The organism is Bradyrhizobium sp. OAE829 (assembly GCF_040546575.1).
In the GTDB taxonomy this organism is placed as follows: Bacteria; Pseudomonadota; Alphaproteobacteria; order Rhizobiales; family Xanthobacteraceae; genus Bradyrhizobium.
The window spans coordinates 7,195,708-7,215,609 of record NZ_JBEPOE010000001.1 but is presented as its reverse complement, the minus strand read 5'-3'; the positions used below and the strand labels follow the sequence as shown (position 1 = coordinate 7,215,609).

Here is a 19,902-nt window from a genome sequence, read left to right as displayed (position 1 = left end):
AGGGCCCTGGGGCATGGGGTTGTTTTCGCGATTTGCTCTGGGCCGCGCTGCGAATTCACGCCGGCCGCTTCTTCAACCGCGCCCGCTTCGGCAACAGCGCCGGCCATTGCACGATGTGATCTTCGAGATCCTCGTCGGCGATCTCGTTCTCCGTTCCCTGCACCCGCCCGCGCACGGAAACGCCGGCTTCATGCACGGTATTGGGATCACCCGATAACAGCGGGTGCCACCAGTAGAGGTCACGGCCCTCGGCGACCAGCTTGTAGCCGCAGCTTGGCGGCAGCCAGTTCAGGGTGCGGACGTTTTCGGGGGTCAGCCGGACGCAGTCGGGAACCTTGGCGGAGCGGTTCGGGTAGTCCTTGCAGGCGCAGGAGCCCGAATCGAGCAGCTTGCAGGAGACGTGGGTGAAATAGATTTTGCCGGTATCCTCGTCTTCGAGCTTTTCCAGGCAGCAGCGCGCACAGCCGTCGCACAGGCTTTCCCATTCGGCGCTGGACATCTCTTCCAACGTCTTGGTTTTCCAGAAGAATCCCTCCTGGCCGGAAGCTCGCTTGGGCGGTGCGGTCATGAATTCAGGGTTTTCCGGATCCGATCGGTCTTGCGCCCTTCTAGGAGGTGCGGTGGCAGCCTTGCAAGCGAGACCGCTCCGGCCGGTACAAAAAAGCCGGGGGCAGCGTTAGTCCTGACCATCAAAATGGTGAGCCAGACCATTGGTTTATGGCCCCCGCTCGGATAGAACAACCGCGAGTCCCCAACGTGCTTGAAGGCCGCCTGGCGAGCCGTAAAAGCGCCTTGGGTTTGCCGCAACATCGAAGCAAGACGTCTCGATAGCGCCAAGCGTGCGCAGAGCGCCTACGAACCGAGCAAGGGCCCCGGTGCGCCAGTTCATTCCAGCGCGATGGAAGACAAAGATCCAGCACGTCATGCTGGACATCGACGCGCGCATCGACTCGACGCTGTTCTCATCCGGCAAGGGCGCGCGCGAACTCTATGAGCGCTTTTCGACCTTCATGGACCGCTTCTATGTCGGCGGCTGGAAGCGCTGGGTGTTCATCGAGCCGGCTTCGGAAGCCGCCACCATCGGTCTCGGCGGCCTGATCCTGATGCTGGCGCTCGCGGTGCCCGCGTTTCGCGAAACCGCCGACGACGACTGGCTGAAAAAATCCGACCTCGCGGTGTCGTTCCTCGACCGCTACGGCAATCCGATCGGCAACCGCGGCATCAAGCACAACGACTCGATCCCGCTGGAGGACTTTCCGGACAATCTGATCAAGGCGACCCTCGCCACCGAGGACCGCCGCTTCTACGACCATTTCGGCATCGACATCGCCGGCACCGCGCGCGCCCTCGTCACCAACGCGCAGGCCGGCGGCGTGCGCCAGGGCGGTTCGTCGATCTCCCAGCAGCTGGCGAAGAACCTGTTCCTGAACAACGAGCGCACCATCGAACGCAAGGTGAAGGAAGCCTTCCTTGCGATATGGCTGGAGACGCGGCTCACGAAGAACGAGATCCTGAAACTGTATCTCGACCGCGCCTATATGGGCGGCGGCACCTTCGGCGTCGACGGTGCGGCGCATTTCTATTTCAACAAGTCGGCGCGCGACGTCACGCTTGCCGAATCCGCGATGCTGGCCGGCCTGTTCAAGGCGCCGACCAAATACGCACCGCACATCAACCTGCCGGCCGCGCGCGCCCGCGCCAACGTAGTGCTGGACAACCTCGTCGATGCCGGCTTCATGACCGAAGGCCAGGTGTTCGGTGCGCGGCGTAATCCGGCCGTCGCCGTCGACCGCCGCGACGAGAATTCGCCGAACTACTATCTCGACTGGGCGTTCGACGAGATGCGCAGGCTGGTCGATACGTTCCCGAAATCCTACACCGAGCGCGTCTTCGTGGTCCGCACCGCGATCGACATGACCGTGCAGCGCGCCGCGGAAGCAACCGTCGAGAACCAGCTCCGGCAGTTCGGCCGCGATTACCATGCGACCCAGGCAGCCCTTGCCGTCGCCGACCTCGATGGCGGCGTGCGCGCCATGGTCGGCGGACGCGACTATGGCGCGAGCCAGTTCAACCGCGCGACCGACGCGATGCGCCAACCCGGTTCGTCGTTCAAACCCTATGTCTACGCCACCGCGCTGATGAACGGCTACAAGCCGTCCTCGATCGTGGTCGACGGCCCGGTCTGCATCGGCAACTGGTGTCCGCAGAACTACAGCCACTCCTATTCGGGACCGATGACGCTGACGCAGGCGATCACGCGTTCGATCAACGTCATTCCGGTGAAGCTCTCGATTGCGCTCGGCGGCAAGTCGCCGAACCCGGCCAAGGCCGGCCGCGTCAAGATTACCGAAGTGGCGCGCAGGTTCGGCATCAAGGCGCCGCTGCCCGATACGCCGTCGATGCCGATCGGCTCCGATGAAGTCAACGTGCTCGAACACGCGGTTGCCTATGCGACCTTCCCGAACAAGGGCAAGGCGCCGATCCCGCATGCGGTGCTGGAAGTGCGCACCGGCGCCGGCGATCTGGTCTGGCGCTTCGATCGCGACGGCAAGAAGCAGATCCAGGCCATTCCCGTCAACGTCGCCGCCGAAATGTCGGAAATGATGAGCCACGTCGTGAGCGAAGGCACCGCACGGCGCGCGATCATCGACGGCATTCCGACCGCCGGCAAGACCGGCACCACCAACGCGTATCGCGACGCCTGGTTCGTCGGCTTCACCGGAAACTTTACCTGCGCGGTCTGGTACGGCAATGACGACTATTCCCCGACCAACCGCATGACCGGCGGTTCGCTGCCGGCACAGACCTGGCGTGAGGTCATGGTGGTCGCTCACCAGGGCGTCGAGATCAAGGAAGTGCCGGGCATCGGCATGGGCACGAAAGTGCCGCAGGCCGCCCAGCCCGCCAACGTCGCCGCCAATGGCGCGCCGAAGATCCTCGACACCAAGCCGGGCCCGCCGCCGGTGCTCACCAAGCGCGGCGCCGACATTCTGGTGCGCGTCGAGAAGCTGCTCGACGAGGCCGGCAAGACCGCGGGCAAGACATCGGCCAGCGAACCGGCCAAGCCGGGCAAGTCGACATCGTCGAGCGCGCTGGCCTTCCCCGACAATTACGTCGCAGCCGCCGGCGACCAGGCTCCGCCGGCGCAGCGGAAGAACTAGTGCGGTGATTTTGCGGAGCACTGGCCTGTGCGGCTGATCTTCATCACGTTGCTCGCGTTGGCGCTCGCCACCGTCGTCGGTCTGGGCTCGACCTATATGACGGCGACGCGCGGCACTGATCTCGGCACGCTCACGATCGGTTCGTGGACGGCGCGGCCCAAGAGCGGCACCGCCGAAGTCGATCCCTATTCCCGCGCCTCGATCGCACGCAGCGGCGAATTGCCGATCGGCACCGGCGACGGCATCGCCTTCTCGGCCACCACAGACGACAAGAAGAAGCCGCTCGACGGACGCTGCGACGTGGTGGTCAGCGGCGTGACGCCGGCGGCGCGGTTCTGGACGCTGACGCTGTTCGACCGCAAGGGACATCTGGTGGCGAATTCATTGCAGCGCTACGGCTTCACCAGCCAGGAAATCATCCGCGGCTCCGACGGCGCGTTCGAGATCCGCATCGCCTCGCGCTCGCGCGCCGGAAACTGGCTGCCGACCGGTGGGATCGAGCGTTACGCGCTGATGCTGCGGTTGTACGATACGCCGGTCGGGGTCGCGACGCGGACGCAGCGCGACGCGCCGATGCCCTCCATCACCACGGTGGGCTGCCCATGATCCGGTTGTTGTTCACGATCATCGCAGGCGTGCTGCTCGGCGGCGTGGTGCATCTCGTCAGCGTGCTGGCGCTGCCGCGCATCGCAACCCAGGACGCCTATTCGCGGCTGACACCGATGACCAGGACCAACGCCGTGACGCCGCTCGCGCTCGCCGATCCCAACAACGCGCCGATGCCGTTCATGGACCCGGCGTTCGCGGTCGCGATCTGCCGCTACGATTTGTCGACTGGCCCGCTCAAGCTCACGGTGCCGGTCAGCCAGGCCTATACGTCGGTGTCGTTCTACACCCGCAACGAGGTTGCCTACTACGCCATCAACGACCGCTCCGCCGGCCGCAAGGTGATCGAACTCGACCTGATGACCGAGGAGCAACATGGCCAGTTGCCGGAGGATGAGGAAGTCACCGCCGCCGACCGGCTGATCATCGACTCCCCGACCATCACCGGATTGATCGTGCTGAAGGCGTTGGCGCCGGAGCCCGGCCTGATGCCGCAGGCCCAGGCTTCGCTGGCGGCCTCGCGCTGCACGCTGCAAACCGAAATTGCGCCGCCCAAGCAGCCGGAACCGCCGCCACCCGCACCGGCGCCCGCGCCCGCGCCCGCGCCGAAGGGCAAGCGATAGAAGCCGCGCACCACGCGGGACGGCAAGCTCAAGTGTGAGGCATTAAAGCGGGATGGGGTTAGGTTGAATCGATTTGGGATTCCCAAATCTGTGGGTTTCTGATTCACCATGATGGCTGGACGGAGGCCAGCATGGATGGGCAAGCCTTATTCTCTGGATCTTCGCAAGCGTGTCGTGTCCGCGATCGAGGGCGGGATGTCCCGCAATCAGGCAGCCAAGCAGTTTGGGGTCGCGATCAGCACAGCGATCGGTTGGATGCAGCGGGTCGAGGATACTGGCAGCGTTGCTCCGGGCCAGATGGGTGGTCATAAGCCGAAGGCAGTTTCGGGAGACCATGCGGTTTGGCTGTCGCAACGGATCAAAGACGGCGATTTCACCATACGAGGGCTCGTTGCCGAGCTTGCCGGACGCGGCCTGAAGGTCGACTACCACTCGGTGTGGGACTTCGTGCATGCCGAGAAGCTCAGCTTCAAAAAAAAGCGTGGCGGCTGACGAACGCGATCGACCCGACGTGGCGCGGCGGCGCCTCCAATGGACAAAGTATCAAGGTCGCGTCGAAGCTGAGCGACTGGTCTTCATCGACGAGACCTGGACGCGGACCGATATGGCTCCCTTGCGGGGATGGGCGCCGCGCGGGCGCAGGCTTCACGCCAAGGTTCCCCACGGCCGCTGGAAGACCATGACCTTCCTGGCGGCCCTGCGCCATGACCGGATCGATGCGCCATGGTTTATCGAGGGGCCGATCGATGGCGTGAGCTTTCGCACCTATGTCGAGAAGGTTCTTCTGCCCATCCTTCGACCCGGCGATATCGTCGTTTTGGATAACCTCGGCAGCCACAAGAGCAAAGCAGTTCGCCAGCTCATCCGTTCGGTCGGCGCCAAACTCTTCTTCCTGCCAAAATACTCGCCTGACCTGAACCCGATCGAGCAGGTCTTTGCCAAGCTCAAGCATCTGGTCCGCAAAGCTGCCGCGCGAACCGTCGACGCGGTCTGCGCCGCAATCGGCTACGCACTCGATGCCTTCACCTCAGAGGAATGTGCCAACTACCTCAAAAATTCAGGCTATCGAACTTAATGCCATCACGCTTTAGCCCTTCACCACGACCGCGCGCCCGATCACGGGGTTGCCGGCGACCGGCGGATTGGCGGTTTGGGCGGCGAGTTCGCCGATCAGGCGGTCGGCATCGGCGGCGATGCCATCAGGGGCATGGATTACCAGCCGCTCCAGCGCCCAGCGATAGGACGAGATCCGCCGCTCCAGGCACTGTTGCACCCACTGCACGATGAGCGTGTTCTCTTCCATGCGGGCGACCGCGTCGGCCCGTTCGCCCGGCGACAGCTCCGACACCATTTTCAGGCTGGCACTGCGCTTGCGGTCGAGTTCGATCACGCGGATGGCGGAGGCAAAGAACGGCTCGAACCGCGTGATGTCGTTGCGCACGTCCTCGATCAATTGCTGATAGCGCGAGGTATGCGCGCGGTGCGGCTCGTCGATCAGGGCACGTCCATAGGTGGTGCGATCGAACACGACCTTCTGCCGCCAGGGCGAGGGCAGCGGCTGGTAATCGCCGAACACGCTCTTCCAGGCTGGCCGCGAAAGCGGCGGCTCGATCAGGGGATAGGCGAGATCGCGAAGCTGGCGTTCGTTTTCGGTGAGCTGGAAATGCGACGGCTTGAGCCCGACGCTGCCGGTGGCCTCGGCGCCCAGCCAACGATGCATATCGTCGTTGCGGAAATCGGCGCGGGTGCGGCCGAAATCGCCGCCGCTGCAGCCGCCGAGGGCCGAGCCAATCAGGATGAGTATAAGAGCCGGGAGTGACCGAAGCCCGGCATTCCGGATCGGATGGCGCAGCTCCGGCATTTCAAATGTCCGTTTGTCAGGGGCGCCGACGGCGACGGCGGCCGGGAGCTGTACCTTCTTCCGGTCCGCGCCCGCCGCTCTCGTCGGTTGGACGTTCGATCCGGACAACCGGAAGGATCAGTACGGTCCCCATGCCCTCGCCCGAAGCGCCATCCGGGGCGGGCCGCCGCGAAGCTGCATCCGCCGGAAATTCAATGATGGTGCCCATGTTCCGTTCTCTCTCATTGCCGCGCGGACATGATTTGGCCGGCGACATGCGATCATTCAGAACAGAACGTGGTTAACGGCATCTTAATCACCGCTTGGGGGCCCGCCGACGGGCCGGCCGCTGTGGTTAATGCAACACCCGCAAAAGTCCGGCATTTTTTCAGGGGTTATTTTCCTTAACCAACTCTTAAAGCGCCCCGCGTAGGCTCAGCCAAGGGATTTCCAAGTCGCGTTTACCTCACATGACCGCAGCACCATTATTTCCGGGCTTCGACGGGCTGATGTCGCTCTCGCGCCGCGAGGGCGTCGACATCCGCCCCACCTTGCTGCGCGTGCTGACCGACCTTTATGTCCAGGCCAGCGCGCATTCCGCCGACGAGGAACGGCAGTTCGTCGAACTCACTTCACGGCTGATCGACCAGGTCGACGACGCTACCCGCGCGGCCGTGCGGGCCCGGCTTGCCATCTATCCGGCAACCCCGCTTGAGATCATGAACAAGCTCGGATTGCGGCGCGCCCATCCCGGCCAGACGGTGCCGCTCGCGCCTTCGATTGCGCCCACCCCGCCCGAAGCGGCCCCCCGGGTGCCGACCGAGGCGGAACTGCGGATGGCCTCAAGCCTGGCGATGCGGCCCAACGATGCCGCCGAAATCAGCGACATGTTCTTTGCGGCCAACGCCAGCGAACGCGCGCAGATCCTGCACAATCTCAACGAGACGCCGCTGAAGGCCTCGGCGCGGATTCCGGCGGCCCGCGCCAAGCGTGCGATCGAGACGCTGGAAATGGCCGCGTTTGCCGTGGACGCCGACAGTTTCGCGCTGGAGATCGGCGAGGCGCTGATCCTGCCGGCGCGGATCGCCACCCAGGTGGTGAATGACCCCGGCGGCGAGCCGCTGGCCTGTGCGGCCCGTGCGCTCGACATGCCGAGCGCGGCATTCCAGCGGATATTGATGTTCCTCAATCCCGAATCCGGCATCTCCGTGCACCATGTCTACCGGCTGTCGCGGCTCTACGACCGGCTCACCGAACGATCCGCGCTGGTGATGCTGGCGGCATGGCGCGGTTCGACCATGGCGGTCACGCGTGCCAAATATCGCGCCGCGCTCTACGACGACGAGCGCAACCGCGCCCGCTCCGCCCCATCCCAGACACGGCCGGCCACACAGCCCGGAAGCGCGCCAATCGTGCGCACCGGCACCGACGGTTCGAAGCGCTAGACGACGGCCTAACGATCTCGTGCCCGGGCACAAAATCTCGAAAACAACCCCATGCAAAGATAGAATAGGCCGGCCTCAGGCCTTCGCCAGCTCGAGAAAATGCCGCCCTGCCCGGTCCTCGGTCTCGACGATCCAGGTGTCGGGATCGAACTTGATTTCCTTGGCGAGACGTTCTTCCACCGACTGCTCAGGCACCGGCTGCGGCGACGCCGGCACGAACAGGCGCTCGGTCGGCCGGCTCTCGTCATAGACGGTCTGCGGCGCCGGCCCGTACAGCATGGCGTTGCCGTCGAGGTGAGCCACCTTGACGAAGACGGCACCGGCTTCTTCAGCGCCGCGCCGGCGCACGGCACCGAAGACGCCTTCGGTTTGGCAACGGCGCAGATAGGCCGCCACCCAGATCGATGATTTTAATCGCATGGGCCGAACGATAGGCCAGCGTCCACGCTGGCACCAGAGGCCTTGGCCAGGCGCCGTTCCCTTGCTCCGGCAAGTCGCGGTTCCCGGCCAGTCATTGGTCCACGCAATCTCGGCCTATGTCACAAGTCCGCGCGCACAAAATTGTGAGCAATCGAACAAGGCCTTGATTCGGTCGGTCGACCGAATTATAATTGGGCGAGGGAGATTTCTATCGTGGCGCGCGCAACGGCCAAGAAAATTGAGAAAAAGGCAGAGACCAGCACCACGCTGCTCGAAGCCGCCAAGAAAGTGTTGCGCCAGAACGGTTACGCGGGCTTGTCGACCCGCGACGTCGCGGCGGCTGCCGGCGTTCCGTTGAGCCAGATCCATTATCATTTCGGATCCAAGCAAGGGATGGTGCTGGCGCTGTTCGAGCACTTGAACGCGCAGCTGTTGGATCGCCAGAACGCCATGTTCGGCGACGCCAGTCTCAAACTGTCGGAGCAATGGGACCGGGCCTGCGATTATCTCGATGACGACATAGCGTCCGGTTATGTGCGCGTGCTGCAGGAACTGATCGCTGCGAGCTGGTCCGACCCGGCGGTCGCGCAGGTCGTTCGCACCGCGATCATGGGATGGGTCGATCTCATCGTCGGCGCGGCACGCAAGGCTGAACGTGAACTCGGCGGCCTCGGCCCGCTGACGCCCGAGGAGGTTGGAGCTTTTGCTGCCAATGCGTTCATCGGCGCAGAAAGCCTCTACCTGCTTGGTTTCGAGAAGAAGGGCTCGCCGATACGCCAGTCCTTGCGGCGGGTCGGTGATCTCGTTCGCAGCGTCGAAGGTGCAGCCAATCGATGAGGTAACGCGATGCGTGCGAAGTTGCCCGACGAAACCGGTTTTATCGATCGCGACGGCGTCAGGATCGCTTACGAGATCTACGGCAACGGCCCGGAAACCATGCTGTTCGTGCCGCCCTGGTGTATCGTCCATTCGCGGATCTACAAGGCGCAATTGCCGTATTTCAGCGAACGCTTCCGCTGCATCACCTATGACGGCCGCGGCAATGGCAAGTCCGACCGTCCTGAGGATGTGAAGAGCTACTCACTGGACAATTACGTGGCGGATCTGCTTGCCGTCATGGACGCTACCGGCGCGGGCAAGGCAATCCTCGTTGGCCTGTCGTTTGGCGGCATGCTCGCCAGCGTGCTGGCCGCACATCACCCTGATCGCGTGAAGGCCGCAATCCTGGTCGGGACGGTAGCGAGCATCGGACCCGCCAACTATCCCCATCTTGCAAACCAGCATTTCGATGCCAAACAGGAACGGTTCGACGGCTGGAATAAATTCAACCGCGCGCACTGGCTGGCGGATTACCCCGACTTCGCCGAGCACTTTATCCGCAACATCCATTCCGAACCGCACTCGACCAAGCAGATCGAGGACGGCATCGGCTGGGCCAGCGACACCACCGGCCCGGTGCTGGTCAACACCGTCGATGCACGGATGATCCCGCCGCGCTTCGATGTCAGCGAAGCGATGTACCGCAAAATCCGCTGTCCGGTGCTGCTCATTCACGGCGACAACGACCAGATCCAGCGCCATGCGCGCGCGAAATCGCTGGCCGAGGTCATGAATGCGGAGCTGGTGACCATTCCGGGCGGCGGTCACAACCCGCTCGGCCGCATTCCCGCAAAGACCAACACCCTGATTGTCGATTTCCTCGCGCGCAGGCTCGCCATCGCCTCCTCTGCGAGCGGATCGAACCGCACGACAAGGAAGGCCAAGCGCGCACTCTATCTCTCCTCGCCGATCGGCCTCGGGCACGGGCGGCGCGATATCGCGATCGCCCGCGAGTTACGCAAGCTGCACCCGGATCTGGAGGTCGATTGGCTGGCACAAGATCCAGTGACCCGCCTGCTGGAGGCGAACGGCGAGCGCGTCCATCCGCTGAGTGCGCGGCTGGCCAGCGAGTCCAGGCATATCGAGATGGAGTCGGGCGAGCACGACCTGCATTGTTTCCAGGCCATCCGCAACATGGATGAGGTGCTGATCGCGAACTTCATGACCTTCCAGGATGCCGTCGACGAGGGAGACTACGATCTCGTCATCGCCGACGAGGCCTGGGACATCGACCATTACTGGCACGAGCACCCCGAGCTGAAGAAAGCCGCACTTGCCTGGTTCACCGACTTCGTCGGCTATGTGCCGATGCCGTCGGGCGGCGAGCATGAGGCGTTCCTGACCACCGACTACAACGCCGAAATGATCGAACACATCGAGCGGCATCCCGGCGTGCGTGACCGCGCCATTTTCGTCGGAAGCCTGGAGGACATCGTTCCGTTATCGTTCGGCAAGGACCAGCCGGCGATCCGCGACTGGGTGCCAAGGCATTTCGACTTCGCCGGCTATATCATCGGCGAACATCCGCATCTTTTCGGCAGCCGCACGGAGCTGCGCGAGCGCCTCGGCTACCGGCCGGACGAGCGCGTCTGCATCGTCACGGTCGGGGGATCCGCCGTCGGCACCCATTTGATCAAACGCATCCTGCAGAGCTATCCGATGGCACGGGCCAGGCTGCCCGAGTTGCGCATGATCGTGGTGGCGGGCCCGCGGATCGATCCGGCCTCACTCGGCGTACCTGATGGCGTCGAGATGCGCGCGTTCGTCCCCGACCTCGACCGTCATCTCGCCGCATGCGATCTCGCCCTCGTGCAGGGCGGCCTTACCACCTGCATGGAGTTGACCGCGGCTGGGACGCCGTTCCTCTATTTCCCGCTCCAGAACCACTTCGAGCAGAATTTCCACGTCGCCCATCGTCTGGATCGCCATGGCGCCGGCACGCGCATGGCATTCGCGACGTCGACGCCGGACATGATCGCTGAAGCGATGGTTGGTGCGATGCGCGCGCCGGCCAAATTCAAATCCGTCGAAGCCGACGGTGCGGTCCGTGCCGCCCGCATGCTGGCGGATCTGTTCTAACCGAAATCAATTGTCAGTGGAGGTAGCTATGTCGAGCGTTAATCAAGCGACCCGGATTGATGAAGGCAAACTCAACGCATTCGTCGGCCAGATGCTGGGCGACCTCGGGGGCGCGTCCAGCGTCGCCATGGTCCGGATGGGCGATGCGCTTGGATTGTACAAGGCGCTGCACACCAATGGGCCGATGACCTCGGCCGAACTCGCCAGCACCGCGAAGGTCGATCCGCGATATCTGCGCGAGTGGCTGTCCAATCAGGCGAGTTCCAACTATTTGTCCTACGACGCTGCCTCGGCGAAATTCGCGCTGCCGCCCGAGCAGGCGATGGTGTTCGCTATTCCCGACAGCCCGGTCTACCTGATGGGCGGCTTCGATCTGATGGCGGCGATGCTCGAGAACCAGCCGAAAGTTCAGGCAGCGTTCAAGTCCGGCGGCGGTGTCGCCTGGGGCGATCAGGCCGGCTGCATGTTCTGTGCGGTGGCCCGTTTCTTCCGGCCCGGCTATCACAACAACATCGTGTCGACGTGGCTTCCTGCTCTCGGAGGTGACGTGATGAAGAAGCTGGAGGCCGGCGCCAATGTCGCGGACGTCGGCTGCGGCCACGGCTGGTCGACGGTCCTGATGGCCAAGGCTTTCCCGAAATCCCGGTTCGTCGGCTTCGACTTCCATCCCGGTTCGATTGCGGATGCAAAGGCGCATGCCGAAACCCACGGCGCTTCCGCCAACACACGCTTCGAGGTCGGCCTCGCCAAGGATTATCCCGGCAAGGACTTTGATCTCGTGACCTGTTTCGACTGCTTGCACGACATGGGCGACCCGGCGGGAGCCGCCGCCCACATCCGCCAATCCCTGAAGGACGACGGAACATGGATGATCTGCGAGCCGATAGCGGGCGATCGTCTCGAGCAGAACCTCAACCCGGTCGGACGCTTGTACTATGCCGCATCGACCATGATCTGCGTGCCGACCTCGCTCTCGCAGGAAGTCGGCACGGCGCTTGGCGCGCAGGCCGGCGAAGCACGGCTCCGCGAGGTCATCCTGAAGGGTGGCTTCAAGAGCGTGCGTCGTGCCACCGAGACGCCGTTCAACATGATCCTCGAGGCAAGGCCTTAGTATCCAGCATAGCGGCTGCAAGCCGGGCAAAGTTCACCGGCCGCGAGAATACTTGCGGCCGGCATACGGCGGGTTGACCGTCGCGCGGACCAACCATATTCTCAATGCTGCGGTGCAAGCCGCGCCCGGGTCCGCGGGAAGGGTCGAACCCACTTGCAGCCTCCAAGCAGCACCTAGAGCCTTTGTGCAGCAGCCGGTATTGCGGACCATCGGCGCTCCATGCACGGAGGTTTCCAATGGAACGATCGCCCGATCGACTGAATCTCGACCACCTCAAGAAGCAAGCCAAGGATCTGATCCGTCTCTACCGGCAACGTGATGGCGACGCTTTTGCCCGCTTTCGCCGCGCCCTTCCGGCAGCCGCGGGGCAGAGCGACGACCAGATCGCATCCTTGAATCTCCGGCTCCATGACGCTCAATCGTGTGTCGCGCGTGACTACGGCTTCGCTTCCTGGCAGGACCTGAGGCGTTATCTGGAAGCGCAATCGGCCAACGGCAGCGAGCGCGAGGAACGTGTCCTGCGCTGGCTCCAACTGGCTTATGCCGGCGACATCAATGGCACGGCAAATCGCGCCAATCCGCGCGTCGCGATCAGGATGCTGGCCGAAAACCCCGACCTCGTCTCGGGCAACCCCTATTTGGCATGTGCAATCGGCGCCGAAGATGCGTTGCGACTGGCCACGCAGCAGGATGCGGCATGGGTCAATCGCCCGGGTGGACCACTGAAACTGCCACCGCTCGTCGCCGTCACGCATTCCAGCCTGTTGTCCGTTCCGGAATTCCGCGCGCGTCTGCATCGCTGTGCCCGTCTGCTGCTGGCGGCAGGCGCCGACCCCAACCAGCGTATCGGCAACCGTTGGCCGCCGGCATCGGTCACTGAACCTGACGACGGCAATCCGTTATCGGCGCTTTACGGCGCGGCCGGAACGAACCATGACGCCGAGCTCACGCACCTGCTGCTCGACGCTGGCGCTGATCCCAATGACGGCGAGTCCCTCTATCACTCGCTGGAGACGTTTGCCTGTACCCGCCTGCTGCTGGAGCGTGGCGCCCGTGTTGCAGGCAGTAACGCGATCTACCATGCACTCGACTTCGACAATGTCGCCGCACTTGAACTGCTGCTCCAGCACGGCGGCGATCCGAATGAACCCGCCCGCAATTCGCCCCTGAACGAATGGGGCTCGCCACTGCTGTGGGCGATCCGGCGGCGGCGATCCCGCCGGTGTATCGAGACGCTCCTGGACGCAGGTGCAAACCCGTTGGCAGCGACGCCTGATGGCGTCAGCGCCTACAGGCTCGCCTTGCAGTTTGGCCTTCGCGAGGTCGCCGATCTCTTGCGCGCGAGCGCTGCACACGAACCCATTCCGGATGAGGAAGCGTTCATTGCGGCCTGCGCCTGCGGCGATGAGGCCGAGGCCCGGCGCATCCGCGCCGGGCGACCCGACCTCCCCGAAACGCTTCCGGCCTCGCAGTTGCGGCTGATGCCCGATCTCGCCGCCGAGGGCAACGATGTGGGGGTAAGGCTGATGGTCAGGCTCGGCTGGCCGATCGCGGTGCGCGGCGGCGACTGGAATGCGTCGGCGCTCAATCTTGCGGTGTTTCGCGGCGATGCCGGATTGACCCGGTTCCTGCTCGAACATGGGGCCAGCTGGACCGAGCAACATGGCTTTGGCGACAATGCCTGCGGCTCGCTTTCCTGGGCCTCTTGCAACGAGCCGGTCGAAGGCGGCGACTGGTCAGGCTGCGCGCGCGCCCTGCTCGACCATGGCATGCCGCGCGCGAAGCCGGATCAGAATGACCCGGAATGGATTTTGATCGACGGGCGGAGAAAACGATTCTCCGACGAGGTCACCGAGATCCTGCTGGACGGGTCGTAAGGCCCGTCCCTACTCGATTGGACGGCCGGTCATCGCGGTGAGCTCTTTCACCAGGCGGTCGGACATCTGTCCGGTCACCGGCAGCTTGCGGTCGCGCTCGAATTTCGAGATCGCCGCCTGCGTGTCCGAACCGACGGCGCCGGTCGGCTTCAACTGGCCGTAGCCGTATTCGGTCAGTGCGCGCTGCACCGACGCGACGCGGCGCGCGCCCGCGGATTGCGCGGAAGCTGGAATCGATGCCGGCGGCCTGATGACATGGGGCGCGGCGGCCGGCGCGGACCCGTTCGGTTTGGCCGCCGGAGTAGCCGTGCTGGAAGCTGCGGCGGCGGGAGCCGAACCGGTCGACCTGACCACCAGATTGGTCATTGGGTCAGAGGCGGCCTTGGGATCAGAGGTCTTGGTGTCAGTCGTTTTGGGATCGGCGTTCTTGCTCTCGACGGGTTTGGGTTCCGGAGACTCGGCGGAACGCACCGCGAGTTCAACCGGGCGAGGACGGGGCAGCGGATTCGCAACCGCGGGCACCGGCAATTTCACGACCGAACCGAACATCGGCGACGGGTGACGACCGGCCTGCAGAAACAAAGCGTTGGTGAGGATGGCGCCGATGGCGGCAACGGCCAGCGCGCCGGCCAGCATGTCCTTCGGACTGTGCAAGAGCATACGCATCACAAATCCGCGCTCTTCTTCCGCTTCGACTGCAACCGCTTTCGCGCCGCGGCGGCGGCGCAGCATCTCGTCGTCCTCGATCGTTCGCTTAGGCACTTTTCTTCACCTGATGGGCTTGGTCTTGTAATCCTGATCGCAGCGCTGGCTTCAGCGTCGCGACATTGCTCGAAGGTGCTTGGCTCGAAGGTACCGGGCTCGAAGGCGAATTCAATTCCACCGCCGACGGCGCGAAGGCAAGCGGCAAGACCACGGTTACCGTGGTTCCCTCATCGACCTTGCTCTGCACGCTGACCTCGCCATGGTGCAATCCGACCAGGCCCTTCACGATCGACAGCCCGAGGCCGGTGCCTTCGTGCTTGCGCTGATAGGTCTTGCCGGCCTGGAAGAACGGATCGCCGATCCGCTTGAGATCGTCGGGCGCGATGCCGACCCCGGTATCGGTAACGCGAAGCATCAGGCGCGAGCCCTCGACCGCAGCCGAGACCGTGACATTGCCACCGCGCTCGGTGAATTTGACGGCGTTGGCGACCAGATTCAGCACGATCTGTTTGAAGGCGCGTGGATCGCCCGTCATCATGGGCAGATCTTCCGGCGCACGGGTGACGAGATCGACGCCGTTTTCGCGCGCTTTCAGGGCCAGCAGGTTGCAGCAATGCAGCAAAGCGGCGCGCGGCGCGAATGGCTCCGGCGAAATCTCGAAATTGCCGGACTCCATCTTCGACATGTCGAGAATGCCGTTGACGACCGACAGCAGGTGCTGCCCGGAATCGTTGATCAGCTGCGCGTATTCCTTGCGCCGCGCCGCGTCGATCATCAGCAGATCTTCCTGAACGATCATCTCGGAGAACCCGATGATGGCGTTGAGCGGCGTACGCAGTTCATGGCTCATGGTGGCGAGGAAGCGCGTCTTGGACGCATCCGCCCGTTCGGCGGCGGTACGCGCCAACTCCAGCGCCTGCTCCTGCACCTTGCGGTCGGTGACGTCGCGCATCACGGCGACGACTTCGGCCTCGGGCGAGGCATTCTCGAGCGGCCGGCAGCGCATCTCGACCCAGATGAAATCGGAGTTGCTCTGGCCGCGGGCGACATCGCGCCGCAGCCGGAACTCGACGCTGCGCGCCTCGCCGCCACGCGCGGCGTCCGACAATGCGGTCAGATAGGCAGGACGATCGGCCACATGGACGCGGTCGAACAGGCCGTGACCTGCAAGCCGCATGACTGAAGCGCCCAGCATGGTTTCCGCGGCGGGCGAAATGAACTGCACGGCGCCGTTGCGGCTGTGGCGTGAAATCACGTCGCTCATGTTAAGCGCCAGCAAGCGGTAGCGGTCTTCCTCGACACTGAGCAGCGCGACGCTGGTACGCGCCAGCGATTCCGAGCCAAAGGCGAGACCGACGGCATATAGCGTCGCCGCTGCGATTCCGACCGCCATCAGGAGGCTATGCAACGCCGCGTTTGGCTCCACTACCGGCAACAGGTCGAAATGCCCGAGGGCGATCAATAGCGCTGCGCAGGACAACGCCAGCGCCGAGGCAAACGCAACGACGCGGCGCGAGGCCGAGAGCGCGGCCTCAAGCGGCACCACGACCAGCCCGACCGCGGCAAAGGACTCAATGCCTCCGGTCGTCGCGGCGACCATCATGACGAGACCGGCCAGCGCCAGCGACGACAGAAAATGCGCGCCGTCGTAACGGCCGGTACGCGACAGGAACCATGACAGCAGGATGGGTGCGATCAGCCAGGCAAAAGCCGCAACCTCGATCGCCGTGGGCGCACCGCGCATCGCCAGGTAGACCGGGAATGCCGCAAAGGCGGCGAGGCTGCCGAGCAGCCGCGGCGCCATAAAGGCGCGATGGCGCGCGCGCGTCAGCGCATATCGTGCGGACGGATGCAGCAGCGCATCGAGACAATCGCGGATGATACTCAAAACACTCACGGCTTTTGCGCTTCGGCTTGTTCGTCTGGCAAATTGGCTTTGCAGACGCGCCGGAACGCCCCCTTATCTTTGGCCCACCGTGTCAGAGCGAACTTAAGCGAACGCTAAGGCACGGCGACCGGGCGGCAAACACCCTGCATTCGCGGAGCTTTAACCGGTTACGGAACGCTCATTCGACGCGGATGGTGAACGACAGGTTTCCGGCGCGATCGATCTATGGTTTCGAAATGGTGGACGTCCCGGCACGCCCACTTTTTTGTGTTCGCGCTTATCAATCGAAAATTTACATCGAATCAAATCATTGGAAATTTCAGCGAATTTTCGGCGAATTTACTTCAATGCAAACACTTGCGATTTATCGACGGCTGATAGTCAGGAGCAAAGCTGCGGACATAACCGCAACAGGACCAAAAGAAACGACCGGGGTCGCGAGATGTTCTTTCTACTTCGCATGGTGTTCTGGCTCGGACTGGTGCTCGTGCTGCTGCCCAGAGAAAAGACGCCTGAATCGGACAAACTGCCGCAGATCGGCGCCTCCGAAGCCGTATCGGCTGCGACCGCGGCCGTCTCCGACATGGGGCAGTTCTGCAAGCGCCAGCCGGCGGCCTGTGAAGTCGGCGGCCAGGCCGCGACCGTGATCGGCCAGCGTGCGCAGGACGGCGCGCGCAAGCTGTATCAGATCATCACCGACAAGCCCGATAAGTCCGACAAGCCCGACAAAAAAGCCCCCGACCACACCGGCTCGATCGACGGCCCGGGCGGCGACGAAGCCACGTTGGCGGCCACGGCGCGGGGCGACACGCTCACGCAAGACGATCTTGCAACCGAGTGGCGCGGCACGTCTGTGCATTGACGGAATAATGGCTGGAAAATAGGCCCGGAACCGGTTCCATTTTCGTCGCTTTCGCTCCACCCGCATCCTATATAGACGGTGGAGCATGGAACACGGGCCACGATGACGATCGACGAGATCAGGGAAAATTTCGAGCTGCTGGACGAGTGGGACGACCGCTACCGGTACGTCATCGAACTCGGCCGCACGCTGGCACCGATGCCGGAAGCCGAGCATTCAGCGGCCAACAAGGTCAACGGCTGCGCCAGCCAGGTCTGGCTCGCCAAGCAGCTCGACCGCAGCGGCAACAGCGAACCGCGCCTGAATTACCTCGGCGACAGCGACGCCCACATCGTGCGCGGCCTGATCGCGATCCTGCTGACGCTCTATTCCGGGCATACGCCGCAGCAGATCCTGTCGATGGATGCGATTGCCCTGTTCGACGAACTCGGATTTCGCGAGCATCTGACGCCGCAGCGCTCCAACGGCCTGCGCTCGATGGTCGAACGCATCCGCTCCGATGCGCGCGAGGCACTTGCCACCGCTTCGTAGCTTCGCTCGCAATGACGGGGGCTATTTCCGCTTCCGCGCCTGCTGGCCGAGGCCCATCTTCTTGGCGAGCTGCGAACGGGCCACCGCATAATTCGGCGCAACCATCGGATAGTCGGGCGGAAGGCCCCATTTGTCGCGATATTGCTCCGGCGTCATGTTGTATTGCGTGCGCAGATGGCGCTTCAGCGACTTGAAGCGCTTGCCGTCCTCGAGACAGATCAGATATTCCGGGGTCATCGATTTCTTGACGGACACGGCAGGCTTTGCCGGTTCGAGCGGCGTCTCGATCCGGCCGGTCGATACCCGGAGCAGCGCGGCGTGAACCTGGCTGATCAGGCTCGGGATTTCAGAAGCCTGCGTCGGATTGTTGCTGAGATAGGCCGATACGATATTGGCGGTCAGTTCGACGGGCGTCTTGCCGGCGGAATCGGTCATGGCTCAACCTTCCTGGGAATCGCAAACGCGATCCTGGGATCGCGAACGCGCGAGCGCGTAGGGTGCTGAAAGTATCCGGCCGCGCCTATACGCAAAGGGAATTTATTACGACTTGGCGAATATGAACGAATTACCGGGAATCTGACAAGAACTACGGCGTTTTATTTTCACGCCGGATGGCTGGCCAAGTATTGCGCCCTTCAGGGCCGCTGATCGAGGTGCGTGCGCAGCTCGTCGATGGACGCAAAGCGCATCATGCCCTCGGGCATCTGGGCCTCGATCGATCCGTCCGAATAGAGCGAATAGGCCATGCCGTCGACGACGCCCGATTTCAGCACCGTTACGGCCGGCTGTTGGTCATTACGTGGCGGGGCGCCGTTTGGTTCGTCGAATGCCGGTGGTGTCCGGCCCGCGCGACGCGGCGGCGGGGTCTCGCCAGGCCGCGATCGCTCCGGCTTCGGCCAGGCATCGTCGAACGATGGCGGTTGCGCTTCGGCGGGGACCGGCGGCGGCGGCGCGGCCGGCGGATTAGGGCGAAGGTCCGGCGACAAAAGATCCGGCGGCAGCGGCTCGCTGGTCCTTGCCTGCGCGCGCTCGCGCTCCTTTCGCGACGTCGAGGAAAACAACAGATTGCGCTTTGGCTTGGGCGCAGCCTCGGCCGGCTCGGATTCCGGCGGCAGATCGCCACGCGGGCGCTCGCGTGTGGCGGCCTCACCCTGCCATGGCGGCGGAGACGGCGACGCGGCGGCCGGTGCGGCGGGTTCGCCGCCGGCACTCTCGGCAGTCTCCAGCTTGAATGGAACAAGGCCGTCGCCTGAACCGGCCTCCGGTGAAATACCCGGTGGAAGCACCGGCCGTACCTTGGCCTCGCCGCGCGCCTGGAATGCGCCGGCGCCGAGCTGCCGCGCGATGTTCCTCAGTTCCCGCACCGCCACCCAGAGCCCGAGCATGATCGCGCCCGTGCAAAACGCGGTCACGCCGGAGAGGATCAGCGTGTTGCCGGTGCTGAATTCGCTGATCGTGATTCCGTAGCCAATCGCCAGCAGGCCCGCCAAAACAAGGCCGGTACCCGCGACCAACATCCCAACCATCATCGAATTAACCCCCCGGCTGCGCCCGAAATGCTCGCAGACCGCCTATGCCACGATACCGTCATAATGTGCGCACCGCCAACCAGCAATTCTGCACAGAGTTCCTCAAAAAACGGTTCCTCAAAAATCCCCTGGATCCCTTGGCAGCGGAAGCCTTCCCTCGGCAAAATTCAGGCGCCGATCGGGCATTCAGCTGCCATTCAGACGCCTCCCGTATATCTACCGCCTACTAATTACCGCCGATTTGTTGCATTGCATCAGGGAATTAGACCACAATTCCCGATTACTTGAAAATGGAACTGCGCTATATGGATGCCGGGGAAAGAGGCTCAAAAGCGCAAACGCTGGG

Annotated in this window: 19 protein-coding genes; 11 read left to right on the top strand and 8 right to left on the bottom strand. The window is 63.7% G+C overall.

Annotated features, from left to right (window positions below):
* Positions 1-55: 55 nt before the first annotated feature.
* Positions 56-568 carry a YcgN family cysteine cluster protein gene (locus ABIE49_RS34435; protein ID WP_192734289.1) on the bottom strand — a complete coding sequence of 171 codons (513 nt, stop codon included), beginning with the start codon at positions 566-568 and terminating at the stop codon, positions 56-58.
* Between the two features lie 307 nt (positions 569-875).
* Here ABIE49_RS34435 and ABIE49_RS34430 point away from each other — a divergent pair, with 307 nt between their 5' ends.
* The 4 genes from ABIE49_RS34430 (at position 876) to ABIE49_RS34415 (ending at position 5,465) form a co-directional block, all read left to right on the top strand.
* Entirely contained in the window at positions 876-3,161 is a 2,286-nt protein-coding gene (locus ABIE49_RS34430; protein ID WP_192734288.1) for a transglycosylase domain-containing protein, read from the top strand.
* A 27-nt stretch (positions 3,162-3,188) separates the two neighbouring features.
* Positions 3,189-3,767, top strand: a complete 579-nt coding sequence (locus ABIE49_RS34425; protein WP_192734287.1) for a DUF1214 domain-containing protein — start codon at positions 3,189-3,191, stop codon at positions 3,765-3,767.
* Complete coding sequence (locus ABIE49_RS34420; protein WP_192734286.1) at positions 3,764-4,390, top strand: DUF1254 domain-containing protein; 627 nt, start codon at positions 3,764-3,766, stop codon at positions 4,388-4,390. Before ABIE49_RS34425 ends, ABIE49_RS34420 begins: the two co-directional genes overlap by 4 nt.
* 135 nt (positions 4,391-4,525) lie before the next feature.
* Positions 4,526-5,465 (top strand): IS630 family transposase gene (locus ABIE49_RS34415; protein WP_502915856.1). Its coding sequence is split into 2 segments (ribosomal slippage): positions 4,526-4,861 and positions 4,863-5,465, totalling 939 coding nucleotides; the frame shifts between segments, so codons are not numbered across the junction.
* Positions 5,466-5,477: 12 nt separating this feature from the next.
* Here ABIE49_RS34415 and ABIE49_RS34410 read toward each other — a convergent pair.
* Both ABIE49_RS34410 and ABIE49_RS34405 read right to left on the bottom strand, forming a co-directional pair.
* Positions 5,478-6,251, bottom strand: coding sequence for a hypothetical protein (locus ABIE49_RS34410; RefSeq protein WP_192737440.1), 774 nt, complete (start codon positions 6,249-6,251; stop codon positions 5,478-5,480).
* Positions 6,252-6,267: 16 nt separating this feature from the next.
* Positions 6,268-6,459 (bottom strand): hypothetical protein, encoded by a 192-nt coding sequence (locus ABIE49_RS34405; RefSeq protein ID WP_249167093.1) that lies wholly within the window; start codon positions 6,457-6,459, stop codon positions 6,268-6,270.
* A gap of 241 nt (positions 6,460-6,700) precedes the next feature.
* Here ABIE49_RS34405 and ABIE49_RS34400 point away from each other — a divergent pair, with 241 nt between their 5' ends.
* Positions 6,701-7,675 (top strand): DUF2336 domain-containing protein, encoded by a 975-nt coding sequence (locus ABIE49_RS34400; RefSeq protein ID WP_192737439.1) that lies wholly within the window; start codon positions 6,701-6,703, stop codon positions 7,673-7,675.
* Positions 7,676-7,750: 75 nt separating this feature from the next.
* Here ABIE49_RS34400 and ABIE49_RS34395 read toward each other — a convergent pair whose 3' ends face one another.
* On the bottom strand, positions 7,751-8,095 hold the full coding sequence (locus ABIE49_RS34395) for a DUF1491 family protein (RefSeq protein WP_192737438.1): 345 nt from the start codon (positions 8,093-8,095) through the stop codon (positions 7,751-7,753).
* A gap of 213 nt (positions 8,096-8,308) precedes the next feature.
* Between ABIE49_RS34395 and ABIE49_RS34390 the strand changes: the two genes are divergently transcribed.
* The 4 genes from ABIE49_RS34390 (at position 8,309) to ABIE49_RS34375 (ending at position 14,041) form a co-directional block, all read left to right on the top strand.
* Positions 8,309-8,932: a TetR/AcrR family transcriptional regulator gene (locus ABIE49_RS34390; protein WP_210337360.1), complete on the top strand. Its 624-nt coding sequence runs from the start codon at positions 8,309-8,311 to the stop codon at positions 8,930-8,932.
* Between the two features lie 9 nt (positions 8,933-8,941).
* A complete protein-coding gene (locus ABIE49_RS34385; RefSeq protein WP_192737437.1) occupies positions 8,942-11,053 on the top strand; it encodes an alpha/beta fold hydrolase in 2,112 nt (703 codons plus the stop codon).
* A 28-nt stretch (positions 11,054-11,081) separates the two neighbouring features.
* Complete coding sequence (locus ABIE49_RS34380) at positions 11,082-12,164, top strand: class I SAM-dependent methyltransferase (protein WP_192737436.1); 1,083 nt, start codon at positions 11,082-11,084, stop codon at positions 12,162-12,164.
* A 236-nt stretch (positions 12,165-12,400) separates the two neighbouring features.
* Positions 12,401-14,041, top strand: a complete 1,641-nt coding sequence (locus ABIE49_RS34375; RefSeq protein WP_192737435.1) for an ankyrin repeat domain-containing protein — start codon at positions 12,401-12,403, stop codon at positions 14,039-14,041.
* A gap of 9 nt (positions 14,042-14,050) precedes the next feature.
* Here ABIE49_RS34375 and ABIE49_RS34370 read toward each other — a convergent pair whose 3' ends face one another.
* Both ABIE49_RS34370 and ABIE49_RS34365 read right to left on the bottom strand, forming a co-directional pair.
* Positions 14,051-14,803 (bottom strand): peptidoglycan-binding domain-containing protein, encoded by a 753-nt coding sequence (locus ABIE49_RS34370; RefSeq protein ID WP_192737434.1) that lies wholly within the window; start codon positions 14,801-14,803, stop codon positions 14,051-14,053.
* Positions 14,796-16,643 carry a PAS domain-containing sensor histidine kinase gene (locus ABIE49_RS34365; RefSeq protein WP_192737433.1) on the bottom strand — a complete coding sequence of 616 codons (1,848 nt, stop codon included), beginning with the start codon at positions 16,641-16,643 and terminating at the stop codon, positions 14,796-14,798. The genes ABIE49_RS34370 and ABIE49_RS34365 overlap by 8 nt, the downstream gene beginning before the upstream one ends.
* A 433-nt stretch (positions 16,644-17,076) precedes the next feature.
* Here ABIE49_RS34365 and ABIE49_RS34360 point away from each other — a divergent pair, with 433 nt between their 5' ends.
* Complete coding sequence (locus ABIE49_RS34360; RefSeq protein ID WP_192737432.1) at positions 17,077-17,496, top strand: DUF5330 domain-containing protein; 420 nt, start codon at positions 17,077-17,079, stop codon at positions 17,494-17,496.
* 102 nt (positions 17,497-17,598) lie between these two features.
* Positions 17,599-18,027 (top strand): SufE family protein, encoded by a 429-nt coding sequence (locus ABIE49_RS34355; RefSeq protein WP_192737431.1) that lies wholly within the window; start codon positions 17,599-17,601, stop codon positions 18,025-18,027.
* 21 nt (positions 18,028-18,048) lie between these two features.
* Here ABIE49_RS34355 and ABIE49_RS34350 read toward each other — a convergent pair whose 3' ends face one another.
* Together ABIE49_RS34350 and ABIE49_RS34345 are read right to left on the bottom strand one after the other, a co-directional pair.
* Positions 18,049-18,462, bottom strand: a complete 414-nt coding sequence (locus tag ABIE49_RS34350) for a Ros/MucR family transcriptional regulator (RefSeq protein WP_192737430.1) — start codon at positions 18,460-18,462, stop codon at positions 18,049-18,051.
* Positions 18,463-18,662: 200 nt separating this feature from the next.
* Positions 18,663-19,544 (bottom strand): DUF308 domain-containing protein, encoded by an 882-nt coding sequence (locus tag ABIE49_RS34345; protein WP_354067120.1) that lies wholly within the window; start codon positions 19,542-19,544, stop codon positions 18,663-18,665.
* Positions 19,545-19,902: the final 358 nt, after the last annotated feature.